The organism is Propioniciclava sp. (assembly GCF_036744435.1).
GTDB lineage: Bacteria > Actinomycetota > Actinomycetes > Propionibacteriales > Propionibacteriaceae > Propioniciclava.
Map to the genome: position 1 here is coordinate 18,627 of NZ_DAIOIA010000005.1, position 17,152 is coordinate 35,778.

General features: G+C 71.6%; 11 protein-coding genes. 4 read left to right on the forward strand and 7 right to left on the reverse strand.

The window, feature by feature from the left end:
• Positions 1-14 precede the first annotated feature (14 nt).
• Positions 15-2,663: a pullulanase-type alpha-1,6-glucosidase gene (gene pulA, locus V7E09_RS01330; protein ID WP_324522927.1), complete on the forward strand. Its 2,649-nt coding sequence runs from the start codon at positions 15-17 to the stop codon at positions 2,661-2,663.
• 66 nt (positions 2,664-2,729) lie between these two features.
• Here the strand turns inward: pulA and V7E09_RS01335 are convergent, their stop codons facing one another.
• The gene (locus V7E09_RS01335) at positions 2,730-3,848 is read right to left on the reverse strand and encodes a GTP pyrophosphokinase (RefSeq protein ID WP_324510251.1); all 1,119 of its coding nucleotides are present in this window, start codon (positions 3,846-3,848) and stop codon (positions 2,730-2,732) included.
• A 78-nt stretch (positions 3,849-3,926) separates the two neighbouring features.
• On the opposite strand from V7E09_RS01335, the gene V7E09_RS01340 reads away from it, so the two are divergent.
• Positions 3,927-5,240 carry an MFS transporter gene (locus tag V7E09_RS01340; protein WP_324510252.1) on the forward strand — a complete coding sequence of 438 codons (1,314 nt, stop codon included), beginning with the start codon at positions 3,927-3,929 and terminating at the stop codon, positions 5,238-5,240.
• Between the two features lie 118 nt (positions 5,241-5,358).
• Here the strand turns inward: V7E09_RS01340 and V7E09_RS01345 are convergent, their stop codons facing one another.
• Positions 5,359-6,669, reverse strand: coding sequence for a hypothetical protein (locus tag V7E09_RS01345; RefSeq protein ID WP_324510253.1), 1,311 nt, complete (start codon positions 6,667-6,669; stop codon positions 5,359-5,361).
• A 143-nt stretch (positions 6,670-6,812) separates the two neighbouring features.
• Between V7E09_RS01345 and tkt the strand changes: the two genes are divergently transcribed.
• Together tkt and V7E09_RS01355 are read left to right on the forward strand one after the other, a co-directional pair.
• On the forward strand, positions 6,813-8,885 hold the full coding sequence (gene tkt, locus V7E09_RS01350) for a transketolase (RefSeq protein WP_442956814.1): 2,073 nt from the start codon (positions 6,813-6,815) through the stop codon (positions 8,883-8,885).
• Between the two features lie 157 nt (positions 8,886-9,042).
• Positions 9,043-10,806: a VanW family protein gene (locus V7E09_RS01355; protein WP_324510255.1), complete on the forward strand. Its 1,764-nt coding sequence runs from the start codon at positions 9,043-9,045 to the stop codon at positions 10,804-10,806.
• Between the two features lie 63 nt (positions 10,807-10,869).
• Here V7E09_RS01355 and V7E09_RS01360 read toward each other — a convergent pair whose 3' ends face one another.
• The 5 genes from V7E09_RS01360 to V7E09_RS01380 are packed head-to-tail and all read right to left on the reverse strand — an operon-like array spanning position 10,870 to position 17,009.
• On the reverse strand, positions 10,870-12,903 hold the full coding sequence (locus tag V7E09_RS01360) for a biotin/lipoyl-binding protein (protein WP_324522928.1): 2,034 nt from the start codon (positions 12,901-12,903) through the stop codon (positions 10,870-10,872).
• Positions 12,900-13,724, reverse strand: coding sequence for a hypothetical protein (locus tag V7E09_RS01365; protein ID WP_324510257.1), 825 nt, complete (start codon positions 13,722-13,724; stop codon positions 12,900-12,902). Before V7E09_RS01365 ends, V7E09_RS01360 begins: the two co-directional genes overlap by 4 nt.
• A gap of 32 nt (positions 13,725-13,756) precedes the next feature.
• The gene (locus V7E09_RS01370) at positions 13,757-14,986 is read right to left on the reverse strand and encodes an ABC transporter permease (RefSeq protein WP_324510258.1); all 1,230 of its coding nucleotides are present in this window, start codon (positions 14,984-14,986) and stop codon (positions 13,757-13,759) included.
• Positions 14,983-15,672, reverse strand: coding sequence for an ABC transporter ATP-binding protein (locus V7E09_RS01375; RefSeq protein ID WP_324510259.1), 690 nt, complete (start codon positions 15,670-15,672; stop codon positions 14,983-14,985). Before V7E09_RS01375 ends, V7E09_RS01370 begins: the two co-directional genes overlap by 4 nt.
• A complete protein-coding gene (locus V7E09_RS01380; protein ID WP_324510260.1) occupies positions 15,669-17,009 on the reverse strand; it encodes an efflux RND transporter periplasmic adaptor subunit in 1,341 nt (446 codons plus the stop codon). Before V7E09_RS01380 ends, V7E09_RS01375 begins: the two co-directional genes overlap by 4 nt.
• Between the last annotated feature and the right edge of the window lie 143 nt (positions 17,010-17,152).

Consider the following 17,152-nt stretch of genomic DNA (forward strand, 5'->3'; position numbering starts at 1 on the left):
CGTAGGCTGGTGTCGTGCTGGCACCCGACCTCGATCGCCTCCCCGCGGTCTGGGTGAGCCCCGGCCTCCTCCTGGTGCCGCGAGCCCCTTCTGGCGCCACGGCCTGGATGCTGCACGCCGCGGCCGAGGGGGGCATCGACGTGCGGCGCCGCGAACCCGTCCCGTGGACGCAGGTGCCGCTCGCCCCGCTCCCCGACGGCGTCCCCATGGCCGTGCGGGAGGCGTATCCCCACGTGTCCGACGCCCTCGCGTTGACCGTCCCCGACGGTCTCGACCTGCAGGCAGCCGTCCGGGGGCAGATCCTCCTCATCGGACGGGCCGACTCCGGCGCCGCGGTCGCGGCCCTCGGGGTTCAGACGGCCCCGCTGCTGGACGCGCTCTACCCCGGGGCGGCGTCGGCGCCGCTGGGCGTCCGCTGGCGCCGCGGGACCCCGACGCTGCGGCTGTGGGCGCCGACCGCCCGCGCGGTCGAGGCGCTGGTGTGGGGCGGGGACACCGAGGACGCGCCCGTCGAACGTCACCCGCTCACCGTCGACCCGGACGGAATCTGGCAGGTGACCGGCACCCCGGCGTGGGCCGATCGCCGCTACCTGTACAGCGTCACCGTGTACGTGCCCGCCTTCGACCGGGTCGTGGAGAACCGGGTCACCGACCCGTACGCCGTCGCCCTCACCACCGACTCACGCCACGGGGTCCTGACCGACCTCACCGACCCGCGCTGGGCCGAGCCCCGCTGGCTGGCCGCCCACAGCCCGCCCCTGCGTCACCGCGTCGACCAGGTCGCCTACGAACTCCACGTCCGCGATCACAGCCGCGACGACGCCAGCGTCCCGGCCGACCTGCGCGGCACCTATGCCGCCTTCGGCGTCGAGAGCGACGGCCGCGCCCATCTGCGGCGTCTCGCCGAGGCGGGCCTCACCAGCGTGCAGCTCCTTCCCGTGCTCGACTTCGCCTCCGTCGTCGAGGACCGCACCGCCCAGCGCCACCCCGACATCGTCGAGCTGTCCGCGGCCAGCCCCGCCGGGGCCCTCCAGCAGGAGCGGGCCGCGCACCAGGCCGGGACGCCCTTCAACTGGGGCTACGACCCCTGGCACTGGTTCGCGCCCGAGGGCAGCTACGCCACCGCCGGGAACCAGGACGGCGGAGCCCGCGTCGCGGAACTGCGCGGCGCCGTCGGGGCGCTGCACGAACTCGGCCTGCGGGTCGTCCTCGACGTCGTGTTCAACCACACGTTCGCGGCCGGGCAGGAGCCCAGCTCGGTGCTCGACAAGATCGTCCCCGGCTACTACTACCGGCGCGAACTCGACGGCACCATCGCCACCTCCCCGGCAGGCCCCGCCGTCGCCACCGAGACTGCGATGGCGTCCAGGATCGTGGTCGACGCCTGCGTCCACTGGGCGCGGCACTACCGCGTCGACGGGTTCCGGTTCGACCTGATGGGCCACCACAGCGTCGAGGTGATGCGTGACGTCCGGGCGGCCCTGGACGCCCTGACCCTCGATGGCGACGGGGTCGACGGTCCGGCCGTCACCCTGCACGGCGAAGGCTGGGACTTCGGTGAGGTCGTCGGGAACGCCCGGTTCGTGCAGGCCACCCAGGGGCAACTCGACGGCACCGGGATCGCCACGTTCTCCGACCGGCTGCGCGACGCCGTCCGGGGTGCCGCCCCGTTCGACGCCGATCCCGGCAGGCAGGGATTCGTCAGCGGGCTCGCCGGGGCGCCCAACGGCGCCGCCCACAACGGCACTTCGGCCGCCCAGCACGATCGGCTCCTGGCCCTCACCGACGTCATCCAGGTCGGTCTGGCCGGGACGCTGCGCACCGTCGCCTTCCGCTCGGCCCGGACGCGGCGGCCGGTCACCGGCGCGCAGGTGGAGTTCTGGCCCGGCGTGTCGGCCGGCTATGCCGCCGAGCCCGATGAGGCGCTCAACTACGTGGACGCCCACGACAACGAGACGCTGTATGACGCCCTGGCGGCCGCGCTGCCGGTCGCCACCGACCCCGGACAGCGGGCCCGCGCGACCCTGGTCGCCCTCGCGCTGGCGACGCTCGGCCAGAACCCGGTGCTGTGGCATGCGGGAGTCGACCTGCTGCGCAGCAAGTCGTTGGATCGCAACAGCTACGACTCCGGGGATTGGTTCAATCGGCTCGACTACACGGGCCGCGACAACGGCTTCGGGCGGGGGCTGCCGCCGGCCCGAGACAACGAAACCCACTGGCGGTGGGTGGCGCCGCTGCTCGCCAACCCGGCGTTGCGTCCGGACGCGGGGTTGGTCGGTGCCACCCATGCGCGCGCCCTCGACCTGCTGCGGCTGCGGTCCTCCAGCAGGCTGTTTCGCCTCGGCAGCGCCGCCCAGATCGAGGCCAAGCTGACTTTTCCCGCCTCGGGCACCTGGGCGCAGCGCCCCGGGGTGGTGGTCATGTTCCTCGACGATGAGCGCGGCACGCGGGTCGACTCCCGGCTCGCGGGGGTTCTGGTCGTCGCGAACGCGCTGCCCTGGCCTGCCGAGCAGCCGCTTCCCGCCGAGGTCGGCACGTCGTGGACGCTGCACCCGGTGCAGGCGCATGGCGCCGACGACGTGGTGCGCCGGGCGCGCGTCGAGGACGGCATCGCCCGTGTGCCCTCCCGCACGGTGGCGGTCTTCGTTCGTCTCCGCCCGTAGGGGGCGCCCCCCGAGACGGGGTGTGTCCCAGGTTGCTCTGTCGCGGGGGTCGGTGGACCTGGCCGGTCAGTCGCGGGAGCGCGGCACCTTGTTGCGGATCAGACGCCAGCGCCACCGCAACTGGTCGAGTCGGGCCTCCATGGACGGGTCGGAGCCCGTGTGCTGGGTGGCGTGGAGGTAACGCTCGCCGTAGGACGCCAGCAGTTCGTCGTCGAGGGCGCGCACCCTCGTGACGGTGGTGCTCTCGCGGCGCAGGTTGCGGGCCACCAGCCCGGCAGGCAGCCGGTCGAGTCGGCGCTTGATCTGATCGAGGGGATCCCCGATGGAGCGCAGCAACTCCACCGCGAACCGCAGCCCCTGCTCCGAGGGCTCCTCGGCGTCCGGGTAGCGGGCTGCGATCCAGGCACGCACCGCCGCGATGTCGATCTCGTCGGGCGTCATGACGGGAACCGGGGTCTGCACCAGGGCGGCTGCGGGCAGGTTCGCGTCACCGGCGGGGGAGTCCTCCACAGCGGTGGACGCCGCTGCCTGGCCGGGCAGGTCCCGGAGTCGGTCGGCGATGTTGAGGAAGGAGTCGTCCAACCGCTGGCGCAGCGTGTGCGCCTCCAGGAAGAGCGCGTCGATCTCCGCGCGCCCCTGCGGGGAGAGTTCCTCGTACTGCTTGCTCTTGTAGCGCAGTTCGTGCTCGTACTCGGCCCACGCGTGCGCCGCGACCGTGCGGACCTGGATCTCCAGGCCGTTGAAGGCATGGAAGTAGTGGTCGAGGTCCCCGCCCCGCCGGATCCACTGGGAGTCGAACCGCTCGCCGGTCGCGATGAAATGCCAGCAGTCGTACCCCTTCTTGTCGGGGTCGCGCTCGTCGCCGGGATTGCGATCCTCGGTGAGGGAGAACCGGTCGCGGATCGCAGCCATCGCACGCTCCCGCTCGGCCGAGGTGTAGACGATGACGCGGGCCGCCACCAGGTCGGTGACTTCAGTGCGCGGGTCGTCGTAGCCCTTGGAGCGACACTTGCGCAGGAACGAGCCGATCGACTTCGACCGCGCCGTGATCAGGTGGGCATTGATGGGCTCCTCCGCCATCAGCCGCCGCAGGTACTCCTCCAACTCGATCGCCGCACCCGGGAGCCAGTCCCACTCCTGGGCGAGCTGCTCGTCGAAGCCGTGCGGTGGCGAAGCGGTCGTCATGGCGTCCATTGTTCCTCGTCGTGCCGTGCCTCGGACGTCCTGCGTCGCGACGCCGCGTGGGGCATAGTCTGCGCGGACATGGAGGAGAAGCTGACCCGGGCGCAACGCCTGGATCGCCTGCCGTTCACGCGGCAGCACACCCGACTGCTGGTCGGATCGGGGATCGGGTGGGCGCTGGACGCCATGGATGTGGGCCTGATCTCGTTCGTCATGGCTGCCTTGGCGGTCTCCTGGAAGCTCGATGCGACGACGCTCAGCGTCATCGGCTCGATCGGCTTCGTCGGCATGGCGCTCGGTGCCAGCCTGGGCGGCCTGCTCGCTGACCGGTTCGGCCGCCGCCAGGTCTTCGCGCTCACCCTGCTCGTGTACGGCATCGCCACCGGGACCTCGGCCCTGGTCGGCTCGGTAGCCGCGTTGATCGTGCTGCGCTTCCTCGTCGGGCTGGGCCTCGGCGCGGAACTGCCGGTCGCGTCGACCCTGGTCAGCGAGTACGCGCCCCGGCGTATCCGCGGCCGGGTCGTGGTGGCGTTGGAGGCCTTCTGGGCGCTCGGCTGGATCGGCGCCGCACTGCTGGGGTATCTGCTGGTCCCGGCGAGCGAGAACGGCTGGCGGTGGGCGCTGGCCGTGGGCATCGTCCCGACCTTGTATGCGCTGGTCGTCCGCTACGGGCTGCCCGAGTCGGTGCGGTTCTCCGAGAGCAAGGGTCGCTTCGACGAGGCGGAGGCGTCGGTGCGCCGCTTCGAGGATGCGGCAGGCGTCGCGCCTGTGCCCAGTCCCAACGTGGCTCCGGTGCAGTCCCGGGGGACCGTCTCGATCTGGAGCCCCGAGTTGCGGGGGCGCACCGCCGCCTTGTGGATCGTCTGGTTCTGCATCAACCTGTCCTACTACGGCGCCTTCATCTGGATCCCGAGTCTGCTGGTGGCGCGCGGCTTCCCGCTGGTGAAGAGCTTCGAGTTCACGCTCATCATCACCCTCGCGCAGATCCCCGGCTACGCGGTGGCCGCGTGGCTGATCGAGAAGTGGGGGCGGCGGCCCACCCTGGCGACGTTCCTGGCCGGCTCGGCGCTGGCCGCCGTCGGCTTCGGACTGGCCACCACCGAGTGGTCGATCCTGCTGACGGGTTGCCTGCTGTCGTTCTTCAACCTAGGCGCCTGGGGTGCCCTGTACGCCGTGGGGCCTGAGCTGTACCCCACGACGATCCGCGGCACCGGTGCGGGAGCTGCGGCGGCCTTCGGGCGGATCGCGTCGATCATCGCGCCCCTGCTGGTCCCGATCATGCTGGGGGCGGGCGGTTCGGTGCTGGTGTTCGGGGTGTTCGGGGCCGCCTTCGCGCTCGCCGCGATCGCGGCCACCCGGCTGCCGGAACTGCGCGGCACGGCGCTGGACTCCTGATCGCGCCGGACCTCGGGTCCAGCACGGGGAAGGCCCTCTCTCCACCGCCGGGGAGAGGGCCAGGTCCGGGCGTTCGCAGCGGGTCGAACGCCCGGGGGCAGGCGTCAGCGCCGCGCGATCACCCGTGGGAGTGGTCGTGCTGGGCCGCCTCTTCCTCGGCGGTCATGCCGTTGACCACGGCCACCTCGGTCGGCGTGGCTCCCAGCTTCAGCGTGCGAGCGACGCTGCGCTCCTCGAGATCGATGACCGTCACGGACTGGGCCGCGGCGTCCGTCACGTAGGCGGTGTGTCCCGCCACCGTGATCGAGGGGCCGGCGTCTTGCCAGTCGTCCTTCTCGGTCCAGGCGCCGATCGCAGGAATGGACGCCTCCACGGTCGCCGTCTCGGGGTTGATCACCTGCACGGCGCCGTCGGCGGTGAGCACGAGCGCCTCGCCCTCGGGTCCGCGGGCCAGCGAGCGGAACCAGTACGAGGAGCCCAGTTCCACCAGCTTCAACGTGGCGGTGCGGGTGTCCACGAGGGCGACGCGGGTCGGGCGTTCCTTCGTGGCGTTCGCGTCGGACTTGTAGTCGGTCAGGACGATGGGGGACAGGGGGGATCCCGACGAGTTCCCGGTGCGGGCGTAGGCGTCGGGGGCCTCGACCTTGTGGAAGGCGCCGTCGCGCCACACCACGGGACCGTTGGTGCACCCCACGACGACGGTGTCGCCGGAGTCGGTGGACTGGGCGGTGGCTTCCCCGTGGACGCCGGGGCAGTCGTCGGTCTGCGCCACCACGTGCCCGTTGCGACGAACCTGGACGGTGGAGCGGGACTCCTCGGTGCCCTGGGTCAGCAGCACGCCGTCGTCGACCAGGGGAACGGCGACCCCGTGGTGCGGCGCGTCGGTCTTCAGGGCCGTGACGGGGGCGTCCGGATCGCCGATCCATGCGGAGTCGACGATCTGGATGTCTCCCGAGCCGTCGGCGAACAAGGCGGTGCGGTCCTGGTGGGCGACGACGTGCCCAGCCTTGGGCGCCGTGTACTCCCGGGCGGTCAGGCCGGGGACGTAGGTGTAGTGGTGGGAGTGGTCCCCGTGGGGACGCGACTGCACTCCGGCGTCGTAGACCAGGAAGCGGTCGCCATCGGTGACGACGACGTGGCGGCCGTCGCCGGCGGCGTTGAGCCGGAGGAAGCCGGGGTGTGTGGTCTCCTGCACCACGTCGCCGGTCTGCGCGTCGATCAGGGTGAGGCCGTTGTCGTGGGAGAACAGCAGGCGGGTCGTCTGGGTGCGCACTTCGTGTGCGTCTCCGCCGACCTGCGAACTGGGCTCGGCCGAGGCCGAGGGCGTGCCTGCGGGGAGGGTCGGTGTGGCGCACGCGGTCAGCAGGAGGGCGGCCGTGGCGAGTCCGACGGCGGGGCGTAGGAAGGCGGGGGATCGGCGTGGAGTCATGGCGACAGTCCAACACAGACTGAGAATCATTATCAAATAGAAAGAGCGGTTGCCGACGCCGGGCAACAGGCCGCCCCGTTCGGGGAGGTGCTCTAACCTGACTTCGTACCCTGTCCGCACCCATGTGCAACGAACGAGGAGTGTTGATGACCGCATTCACCTGGACCCAGCAGGACCACCGCGCGGTAGATACCGCGCGGGTGCTCGCCGCCGACGCGGTCGAGAAGGTCGGCAACGGTCACCCCGGGACGGCGATCTCGCTGGCCCCGCTGGCCTACCTGCTGTATCAGAAGGTGATGAACGTCGATCCCGCCGAGCCCCGCTGGCTCGGCCGTGACCGCTTCGTCCTGTCGGCCGGCCACGCGTCGATCCTGCAGTACAACCAGCTCTTCCTGGCCGGCTTCGGCCTGGAACTGTCCGACATCGAGGCGCTGCGCACGTGGGGCTCGAAGACTCCCGGCCACCCCGAGTTCGGGCACACCGCAGGCATCGAGGCCACCACCGGTCCGCTCGGGGCGGGCGTCGCCAACGCCGTCGGGTTCGCCATGTCGGCGCGCCACAGCCGCGAGCTGTACGACCCCACCGCAGCCCCTGGCACCTCGGTCTTCGACCACTACGTGTACGCCATCGCCGGTGACGGCTGCATGCAGGAAGGCGTCTCCGGTGAGGCCTCCTCGCTGGCCGCGACGCAGGAGCTGGGCAACCTGATCCTGTTCTACGACGACAACCGCATCTCGATCGAGGGCGACACCAAGATCGCCTTCTCCGAAGACGTCGAGGCCCGCTACGCCGCCTACGGCTGGCATGTCCAGCACGTCGACTTCACCAACGGGTTCACCACCTACGAAGAGAAGGTCGCTGAGCTCTACGACGCCGTCGAGGCCGCCAAGGCCGTCACGGACCGGCCGTCCTTTATCAAGGTGACCACGGTGATCGGCTGGCCGTTGCCGAACAAGGCCGGTGACCACAGCGTCCACGGCGCGAAGCTCGGCGGCGCCGAGATCAGCGCGCTGAAGCAGGAACTCGGCTTCGCCGATGCCCCCTTCGCCATCGACGACGACATCGTCGCCTACACCCGGGCCAACGCCGCGGAGCGCGCTCAGGCGGCCCACGCCGCGTGGGATCCCCGGTTCGAGGCGTGGCGGGCGGCCAACCCCGAGCGCGCGGCGCTGCTGGACCGCGTCCTGGGCAAGCAGGCCCCGGCCGACCTCATCGGTCAGCTCCCCGTCTTCGAGCCCGGATCGATGGCGACCCGCGCCGCGTCCGGCAAGGTGCTGGGCGCGCTGGCCACCGCCGTGCCCGAGCTGTGGGGCGGCTCGGCTGACCTGGCCGGCTCGAACAACACGACGATGGCCGGGGTGCCCTCGTTCCTGCCCGCCGACCGGTCGAGCGAGACCTTCGCGGGCGCGCCCGGCGGCCGGACCCTGCACTTCGGCATCCGCGAGCACGCCATGGGCAACATCATGAACGCCATCTCCATGGACGGGCTCAGCCGCGTCTACGGTGGCACCTTCCTGGTGTTCTCCGACTACATGCGCACCACGCCGCGCCTGGCCGCGCTGTCGCACGTGCCGACGACGTTCGTGTGGACCCACGACTCCATCGGCGTCGGCGAGGACGGCCCCACCCACCAGCCCGTCGAACACGTCATGAGCCTGCGGCTGATGCCTGGCCTCGACGTCGTGCGCCCCGGCGACGCGAACGAAGTCACGCAGGCGTGGGTGCGGATCCTCAACGACTGGGATCGGCCGGCAGCCCTCATCCTGTCCCGGCAGAACATGACCACCTACGACCGTTCCCCCGGGTCCGGATTCGCGTCGGCTGAGGGCGTGGCCCGCGGCGGCTACATCCTCAAGGAGGCCTCCGCGGCTCCGCAGGTCGTCTTGGTGGGCACCGGTTCCGAGGTGGAGATCGCGGTCGCCGCAGCCGCCAAGCTCGAGGCCGAGGGCGTCCCGGCGCGCGTCGTGTCGCTGCCGTGCGTCGAGTGGTTCCAGGCGGAGACCGAGGACTACCGCGACGAGGTGCTGCCCGCCGGGCTGCCCAAGGTCGTGGTCGAGGCCGGGGTCACGGTCGGCTGGAAGGACCTTCTGGGTGCCAACACGGAGGCCGTCGGCGTCGACCAGTACGGCGCCTCCGCCGCGGGCCCGACGATCTTCGAGAAGTACGGCGTCACCACCGATGCGGTGGTCGCCACGGCCAAGGCTGCGCTGGCCTGAGTCCGTCACCGGTGCCCCGTCCGTCCGCGGGCGGGGCACCGTCGCGTCTGCTCACAGCCTGGTCACAGTGTCCTGGACGCGCGTGAGCGGGCGTGTCCGCGTCTCCGGGCAGCACCTACCATGGAGCGACCGCAGTGACGCCGACGCAGGAGTATCGATGGCCGAAACCAAGAGCGCGCGACCCGAAGGTGGCGGGCGTCCCCGCCGCGGCCTGATCCTGGGTGGGGTGGCGGCCGGTGTCGTGGTGCTTGCCGGTGTCGCCTACGGCGTCGGCTACGCCCTGTCGGGCAACACGCTGGCACCCAAAACGACCATCGCGGGCGTCGACGTGGGCGGCCTGGCCCCGGCCGAGGCGGAAGCGAAGCTCACCGCCGAGCTCGCGCAGCGATCCTCCGATCCCATCACGCTGACCGCGGCCGATCAGAGCACGACCCGGACGCCGCAGGAACTCGGCCTCGCCGTCGACTACGCGGCCTCGGTGCGGGCCGCAGGCGGTGGCAAGTCGTTCGATCCCCGCGTCATCTGGGAGAACCTGACCGGTGGCGGGGAGCAGTCGGCCGTGGTGGGCGTCGACCGGGCGGCCGCCGAGTCGGCGCTCGGGGATCTGAGCAGCGCCACCCACGTCGACCCCGCCAACGCGGAGCTCGCCATCGTCGAGGGCACACCGACCGTGACCGACGCGAGTGCCGGCCGCGCTCTCGACCTGGACGCCACCATCGTCACGCTGCAACGCGACTACCTGACCTCGACCCAGGTCGAGGCGGCCCTGCGCGCCGTCGACCCCGACGTCTCCACCCAGGAGGCCAACGACGCCCGCACGCAGGTCGCCGACCCGGCGCTGTCGGGGCCCATCACCCTCTCCCTCGGCGACAAGACCCTCGAGGTCTCTGCGCAGACCATCGGGTCAGCCCTCACCTTTGAGGCGGCTGACGGCGCGCTGGTGCCCCGCCTCAACTCGGCCACGTTGCTGCAGGCCTCCGAGGCGCGGCTCACCGAACTGGGCATGACCGAGCCCAAGGACGCCAGCTTCACCTTCACCGACGGGCGCCCCACCGTGGTCCCCTCCACGGACGGCAACGGCGTTTCCGCCGACAGCCTGGCCACGGCGGTGTCGGCGACGATGACCAAGACCGCCGACCGGGTGGCCTCGGTGGAGACCGGCCCGCTGCAGGCGTCCTTCACGACGCAGGACGCCGAGAAGCTCGGCATCAAGGAGGTCACCGGCGAGTTCACGACGAGCTTCCCCGCGACGGCGTACCGGGTCAACAACATCGGCAAGTCCGCGGGCCTCGTCAACGGCGTGCTGGTCAAGCCGGGGGAGACCTTCTCGATGAACAAGGTGCTCGGCCCCCGGACGCTCGCCCTGGGCTGGATGGCCGGTGGCGCCATCGACGGCGGCAAGGTCGTCGAGCGGATGGGCGGCGGCATCTCGCAGACGACCACCACGACCTTCAACGCGATCTTCTTCGCGGGTCTCGAAGACGTGTACCACAAACCGCATTCGCTGTACTTCAGCCGCTACCCGATGGGGCGTGAGGCGACCTTGGACTACGTCTCGGTCGACATGAAGTTCAAGAACAACAGCCAGTACGGCGTCCTGCTGCAGGCCTACACCAACAACCCGAAGGTGGGCGGCCAGGGCACCGTGACGGTGAAGGTGTGGTCCACCAAGACCTACGACGAGGTCAAGGCCTCCGACCCGGTGCAGAGCGAGTTCCGCTCGCCGGGGGCCGCGATCCAAAGCGATGCCGCAGTGTGCAGCCCGCAGAGCTCCATGCAGGGCTTCCGCGTCGACTACAACCGGTTGTTCTATCAGGGTGGTCAGCTCGTCAAGACCGAGCCGTTCACCTGGACGTACAACACGTTGCAGGCTGTGACATGCACCAACCCGGCCGCCCGGGCCGACCGCATCGAGCGCTAGCCGCGGGTCGCGTCGCGCCCGGCCTGCGCGCAGAGGAGAGTGCGCGCGGCCGGGCGCGAGGCGTCAGCGGGGTGGGGTGCCGCCGGGCATCTGCCCTCCAGCGGACCCGGACAGCCCGCTCAACCCGCTGGTCTGGGAACCTCCGGTGCGCGTGCTCGAGGTGGACGACGAGGTCGGGAGGGCGACGCCCAGGTCGGCCAGTTTCACCTTTTGCCCGACGCTGAGGCCGTCCGTGATCTGGAGGTGCGTCGCACCCCTGATGCCCAAGGTGACGTCCTTCGTGGTCGTCGACCCGCCGTCGATGACGGTGACGGTGCCCCGCGTGGTGCTCGTCAGCGTCACCGCCGAGACGGGCACCAGCGTCGCTTGGGACGCCTCGGCGACGGTGATGACGACGCCCGCGGTGGTCCCGCTGGCCAGGCTTCCATCGGGGGAGGCGACCGTGATGCTCACCGGCCAGGTGGCCGTCCCCGAGGTGGAGGAGGCCAGCAGCCCGACCCGGGACACGACCCCGACGCTGTGACTGCCGGTCGCGGACGTGACGGCCACCTCTTGACCGGCCTTGACCGAGGCAATCGTTGCTTGGGCGATGTCCACGGAGATGGCCTTGGCGTCCAGCGTCCGCACGGTGGCGACGTCGTCGGTCGAGGCCTGCTCGCCGGCCACGAACGGGAACGCGGTCAGCGTTCCGCTCGCCGGGGCGAGCATGGTCGCCTGCTCCAGGGCCAGGGCGGCGTTCGTGCGCGCCAACTGCGCTTCCTCCACCGAGACTTCGGCCTGCGCGACCGTGGTCTGCGTCCGGGCGCCCGAGGCGCTCCCGGTGCTGCCGCCCGTCTGAGCCGACCCGTTCGACGATGACGCGGCGGTGCCTGCGGGACTCGTGGCGGAGGCCTGCTGGGTTGCGCTGCTGGTTCCGGTCGTCGCACCGCCCGTGGCCGCGCCGCCCGATCCGGCGGTAACGGAGGAGGCGTGGCCCGAGGCGGCGTCGTCTGCCCAGGCGACGAGCGCGTCCACGGCGGCGCTGAGGAGCTCCCGCGAGGATGACACCGCGTCCTCCATGCCGGCCAGGCCCTCGAGTGCCGATACGCAGGATGCGGATCCCGCCCCCTGCGAGCCGGTGGAGGTGGGGGAGGCGCTGGCCGTGGCCGACGCGACGGCGGCCGGCGTCGTCGTGGCGCTGGGGGTGGCCGTGGCGCTGGCGGTCGTGGTGGGCGTGGGCGTGGTGGCGGTGCCGCTGGGGTCCGGTGAGGCGCTCGCGGATGCCTCCTCGCTGGCCGAGGGGCTGGGGCTGGCGGAGGCGCTAGGACCAGCCGAGGTGCTGCTGGGCGTGGCCGACGCGGTGGCGGTTCCGGTCGATGTGGCGGTCGCCGACGGAGTCGCCGAGGTGCTGGCCGACGGGGTTGCCGAGACGCTGGCCGACGCAGAGGCGGTCGGGCTAGGCGTCGCGGCGTCGTCTGCGGGGACCGAGCACGTCGTGGTGGTGGACGCGAGCGCCGCGCCGAAGTTGCTCCACGCGGTCTCATAGGAGGCCTGCGCGGTGGCGAGCTTCTCCTTGGCCTTCGCCAGGCCCGCGACGTCCAGCGTGCCGCTGCTGGGGCTCGCGCCGGCAGCGGAGTCGGCGCCCGTGGTGGCGCTCGTCGAGGAGGGAGACCCCGAGGAGGACGCGGCCGACCCGCTGGATGCGGTCCCGGCTGCGGACCCCGACGAGGTGCTCGACCCGGTGCTCGCGGTCGTCGTGGAGGAGTCCTGCGCTTGGGTCAGCGATTCCTTCGCCTCCGCGAGGGTGAGGTCGGCCTCATCGAGGGCGGACTGCAGCGCCGTGGTGTCGAGCGTGGCGAGCACCTGCCCCGCGGTGACCTGATCCCCGACCGCGACCTGCACTGCCGTCACGGTGGCCGCGGTGGGGAACGAGACAGAGGCCGTCCCCTGGTCGCTGACGGTCCCGGTGGCGGACACGGTCTGGGTCAGATCGCCGGAGGTCACCGCGCCGGTGACGAGTTGGCTGGCGGCGCTCGGCTGGGCCCACAGCCATACCCCGCCGCTGGCCAGCACCAGGGCGGCGAGCCCTGTCACGGCGAATCGCGTGCGGCGGTTCACCGGCGGCCCCCGCTCGTGGTGCACGAGCCGTCGGTCGCCTCGCTGAGCCGGATCGACGTCGCGGCGACGGCCCCCGTGGAGTCGGTCTCGCCTTGGGCGAGGGCGCACAACCCGACCTTCGCGTCGGACGCGCTGGCGTCCTGGGTCACGGTGACGGTCGCGTCGGCGGCCAGCGTCACCGTCAGCGGGCTGGTGGTGCCGTCGCGCTCGGTTTGGGTGAGCGTCACGGTCGAGCCATCGACGGCGGTCACCGTCCCGTTGATCATCGTTCCGGAGCCGCCTGCGGGGCCGGCGGAGGCGTCTGCGGAAGGCGCACCGGACGGCATCGCGGGGCGATCGCCGCTTTGGCCGTCGGCCGGTGGGGTCGCGCCCGCGGGCGGGGTTGCTCCAGCGGACGGCTGCCCGCCCCCGCCACCGGTGAAGCCCTGACCGCATGCACCGTCGACCGGCTGGGTCACGGTGAGCCGGGTGACCGTCACGGTCGCATTGCCGTCGGCTTGCTCACCCATGCCGGACACGCACAGGCCCGTCGTGATGCTGGCGGCCGACCCGGAGACCTGCTGGGTGAACGTGGTGGCGTCGGACCAGGTGACGGCCGTCTGCCCTGAGGTTCCCTGGACTTGGAAGGTGGTTCCGGAGACCTGCGCGATCAGTCCGGAGGTGCCGGGCTCACGCTGCTGTCCGCCGCCTGACGGGCTGCCGGACGCCGGGACGCCAGCAGCCGAGGACGCGGTGGTTGAGGCCGTCGAGCAGCCGGTGAGCAGGGCGAGTCCCGCGGTGACTGCCAGCACGGCGGCCACGGGGCGGTGAAGCTTGGGCATGTCTGATTCCTTGTCGAAGTCGGGGTTGAGAGTCACTCGCGACGCAGGGCGTCGATGGGGGCCAGCCGGGCGGCGCGGCTGGCCGGGTACACCCCGGCGATCAGGCCGACGCCGACGGCGATGACCAACGATCCGGCGATCGCCCACCAGGCCAGGACGACCGGCTGATCGAGCACCAGCGGCAGCACCGCGGCACCGATGGCAGCGATGCCGAGCCCCACCAGCCCGCCGGTCAGGCCCAGGACGGCGGCCTCCATGAGGAACTGGTTGCGGATGACCGCCTGCTTGGCGCCCAGGGCCTTGCGCAGGCCGATCTCCCGGACGCGTTCGGAGACGCTCACCAGCATGATGTTCATGACGCCGATGCCGCCCACCAGCAGCGAGATCGCCGCGACGCCGCCCAGCAGCATGGTCATGGTGCGGTCGGTGGCGGTCGCGGCGGACACGATCGACTCCTGGGTGGTGATGCTGAAGTCCGCCGTGTCGGAGGCCGTGAGGCCGTGCCGGGTCGTCAATGCGGCGGTGGCCTCCTGGTAGGCGGCGCTCAGGTGCGACTCGTCGCTGGCCTTCAGGTAGATCGTCGAGACGGTGGACGCCGATGTGCCCACGGTGGTGGCGGCGGTCGTCCACGGCATGAGCACCGTGTCGTCCTCGCTCGTGGTGGACGACGTCGAACCGGTGGCGGCCAGCACACCGACGACGGTGAAGTCGGCGCCGTTGATGGTCACGGTCTGGCCCATCGCCATCTGCGAGACGCCGAACAGTTCCTCTGCGGTGGAGGAACCGAGCACGATCGAGCGGGCCCGATCCGTCACGTCGGCGTCGGTCAGGAACCGGCCGATCGTCACTGTCCGGTTGCGCACGTTCGTCCAGCTCGGGGTCGCGGCGACGACCTGCGAGGTCCAGGTGGTGTCCCCGGCCGCCAGCGATTGGCTGGTGGAGGCGACCGGTGCGACGGCGGCGATGCTGGGGGCGACCTCCGCGGTGGAGAGCGCTTCGGCGTCCGCCCTGGTCAACGTGGTGGCGCTCCCGAACCCTCCTCGGACGCCGCCGGAGGTCGAGGATCCGGGGGACACGATGAGCAGGTTGCTGCCCAGCGCGCTGATCTGATCCTTGACCTGCTGTTGGGCGCCTAGTCCCAGGCCGACCGTGAGGGTGACCGAGGCGATGCCGATCATGATCCCGAGGATGGTCAGCAGGGAGCGGGTGCGGTTGAGCCGGACGGCCTCCAGCGCGATCAGCATGGTCTGGCGCAGGTTCACCGGGCACCCGCCCCAGCGGCGTCGGTGAGGCGGCCGTCGCGGACGTGCAGGACGCGCTGGGCGCGTTCGGCGACTTCCGCCTCGTGCGTGATGAGCACGATGGTGCGTCCGGACTCGTGGAGTTCGTCGAACAGGCCCAGGACGTCCGCGGTGGAGCGCGAGTCCAGGTTGCCGGTCGGCTCGTCGGCCAGGATCAGCGCCGGTTCGGAGGCGAGGGCGCGGGCGACGGCGACGCGCTGCTGCTGGCCGCCGGACAGCTCTCCGGGGCGGTGCTCGGCGCGCTCGGCCAACCCGACCCGTTCCAGGGCCGCGTGCGCGCGCTCGCGGCGCTGCGCGGCGGGCACCCCGGCGTACAGCAGGGGCAGTTCGACGTTGCGCCAGGCCGGGAGGGCGGGCAGCAGGTTGAACTGCTGGAACACGAACCCGATGCTGCGGTTGCGGATGTCGGCGAGCTGGTCGTCGTCCAGGTCGGCGACGTCGTCTCCGGCGAGCAGATAGGTGCCGGTGGTCAGGACGTCGAGGCAGCCGAGGATGTTCATCAGGGTCGACTTTCCTGATCCGGACGGCCCCATGATGGCGACGTACTCACCAGGATCCACGTTCAGGGTGATCCCCGCGAGGGCCTGGACGGCCAGGGTCCCGTTGCTGTAGGTCTTCGTCACGTCGTGCAGTTCCAGGACGCTCACCGGTTCGGCCCCATCCCACTGCCCGACATGCCGCCTTGCCCCGACGGGGGCTGGAAGCCTCCCGACCCGCCGTAGCCGCCTTGCATGCTGGGGGCGCCCTCGTCAGAGCTCTGGGTGCCGGTTCCGGTGCTGGTGTTGCTGCGACCGCTCGCGGTGGTGACCTGGATCTGGTCCCCTTCGGCGAGCCCCTGCGTGATGATCACCGAACCATCGACGGTGGCGCCTGTGGTGACGGTGGTCGGGGTGGCGACGCCGTCGACCAGTTTGCTGACGGTGGTGGCCCCGTTGGTCTGGGTGAGGGCTGTCGCGGAGACGGCGATCACGTCGGTGTATTGGGCGGTGACGATCTGCGCGGTCACGCTGGACCCTGCGAACAGGCCGTCCTGGGTGCCGGTGACGTCGATGGTGACGGGGAAGGACGCCGTGGAGGAGGTGCTGTCCGCGCTGGCGTTGACCGCGACGGACGACACCGTTCCGTAGATCGCCTTCTCGACTCCGGAGACGGTGATCTCGGCCTGGAGGCCCCTCTTCACCGAGGCGATGTCGCTGCTGGAGACCGAGGTGGACACCGTGTAGGTGCCTTGGCTGATCACCACGATGGCCGCGCTGGAGGTGCTGGAGGAGGTGCTCGTCCCCGTTCCGCCGGCTGCCGCGGAACCGCTGGATCCGGATCCCCCGGCCGCGGTCGAACCGCTGCTGGAGGAGGAGCCGGCCTGGTCGCCGGTGGCCACGTTCACCTCGGCGACGACCCCGTCGAAGGGCGCCGTCAGCGTCGCCGAGGCGAGGTTGCTCTCGGCCTGGGTCACCGCGTTGGTCTTCACCTGGACGGTGGCCGTCGCGGACTTGATGGCCGCAGCGCTGCCGTCGCTGTCCTGCAGGTCGGCGAGGGTTTCCTTGGCGGCGGTGAGGTCCGCTCTCGCGGAGGCCAGCGCGATCTGCAACGACGCCGGATCGATCGCGGCGAGGGACTCCCCGGTGGTGACGGTGTCCCCGACCGCGACGTTCACCGCCGTCACGGTGCCGGAGCTGGAGAAGGTCAGGTTCGCGGTGCGGGTCGGTTCCAGGGTGCCGGTCGCGCTGATGGTCTGCTTGAGCGTGGTCGGTTCGAGCGTGAGCGTGCGCGTCGTGGTCGTCGGCCCCTGCGAGCGGCCGAGCAGCCACCAGGTGCCGACGCCCCCGCCGCCCAGCACCAGCGCGGTGACCAGGGCGGCGATGATCCAGCCCCGGCGAGTCGTGGGCCGCCAGCGCCAGCGTCGACGGCCTGTGGGTGGCTCCCCGGCTGCGGGTGCCTCCTCGGCTGCGGGTTCGTCTTCGCTCACGGGTGCGCTGCGGCTCACGGGCGGCCTTCCTCACGACGGTTGGGTGCGCGCATCACCGGGCGAGTTGGTGCGTGCATGACGGTTCGAGTGGTACGTCACCAACGTCGGGCACGCCGCTGTGACCACGATGGGGTCAACCTGTGACGCAGCTATGCGTCCGG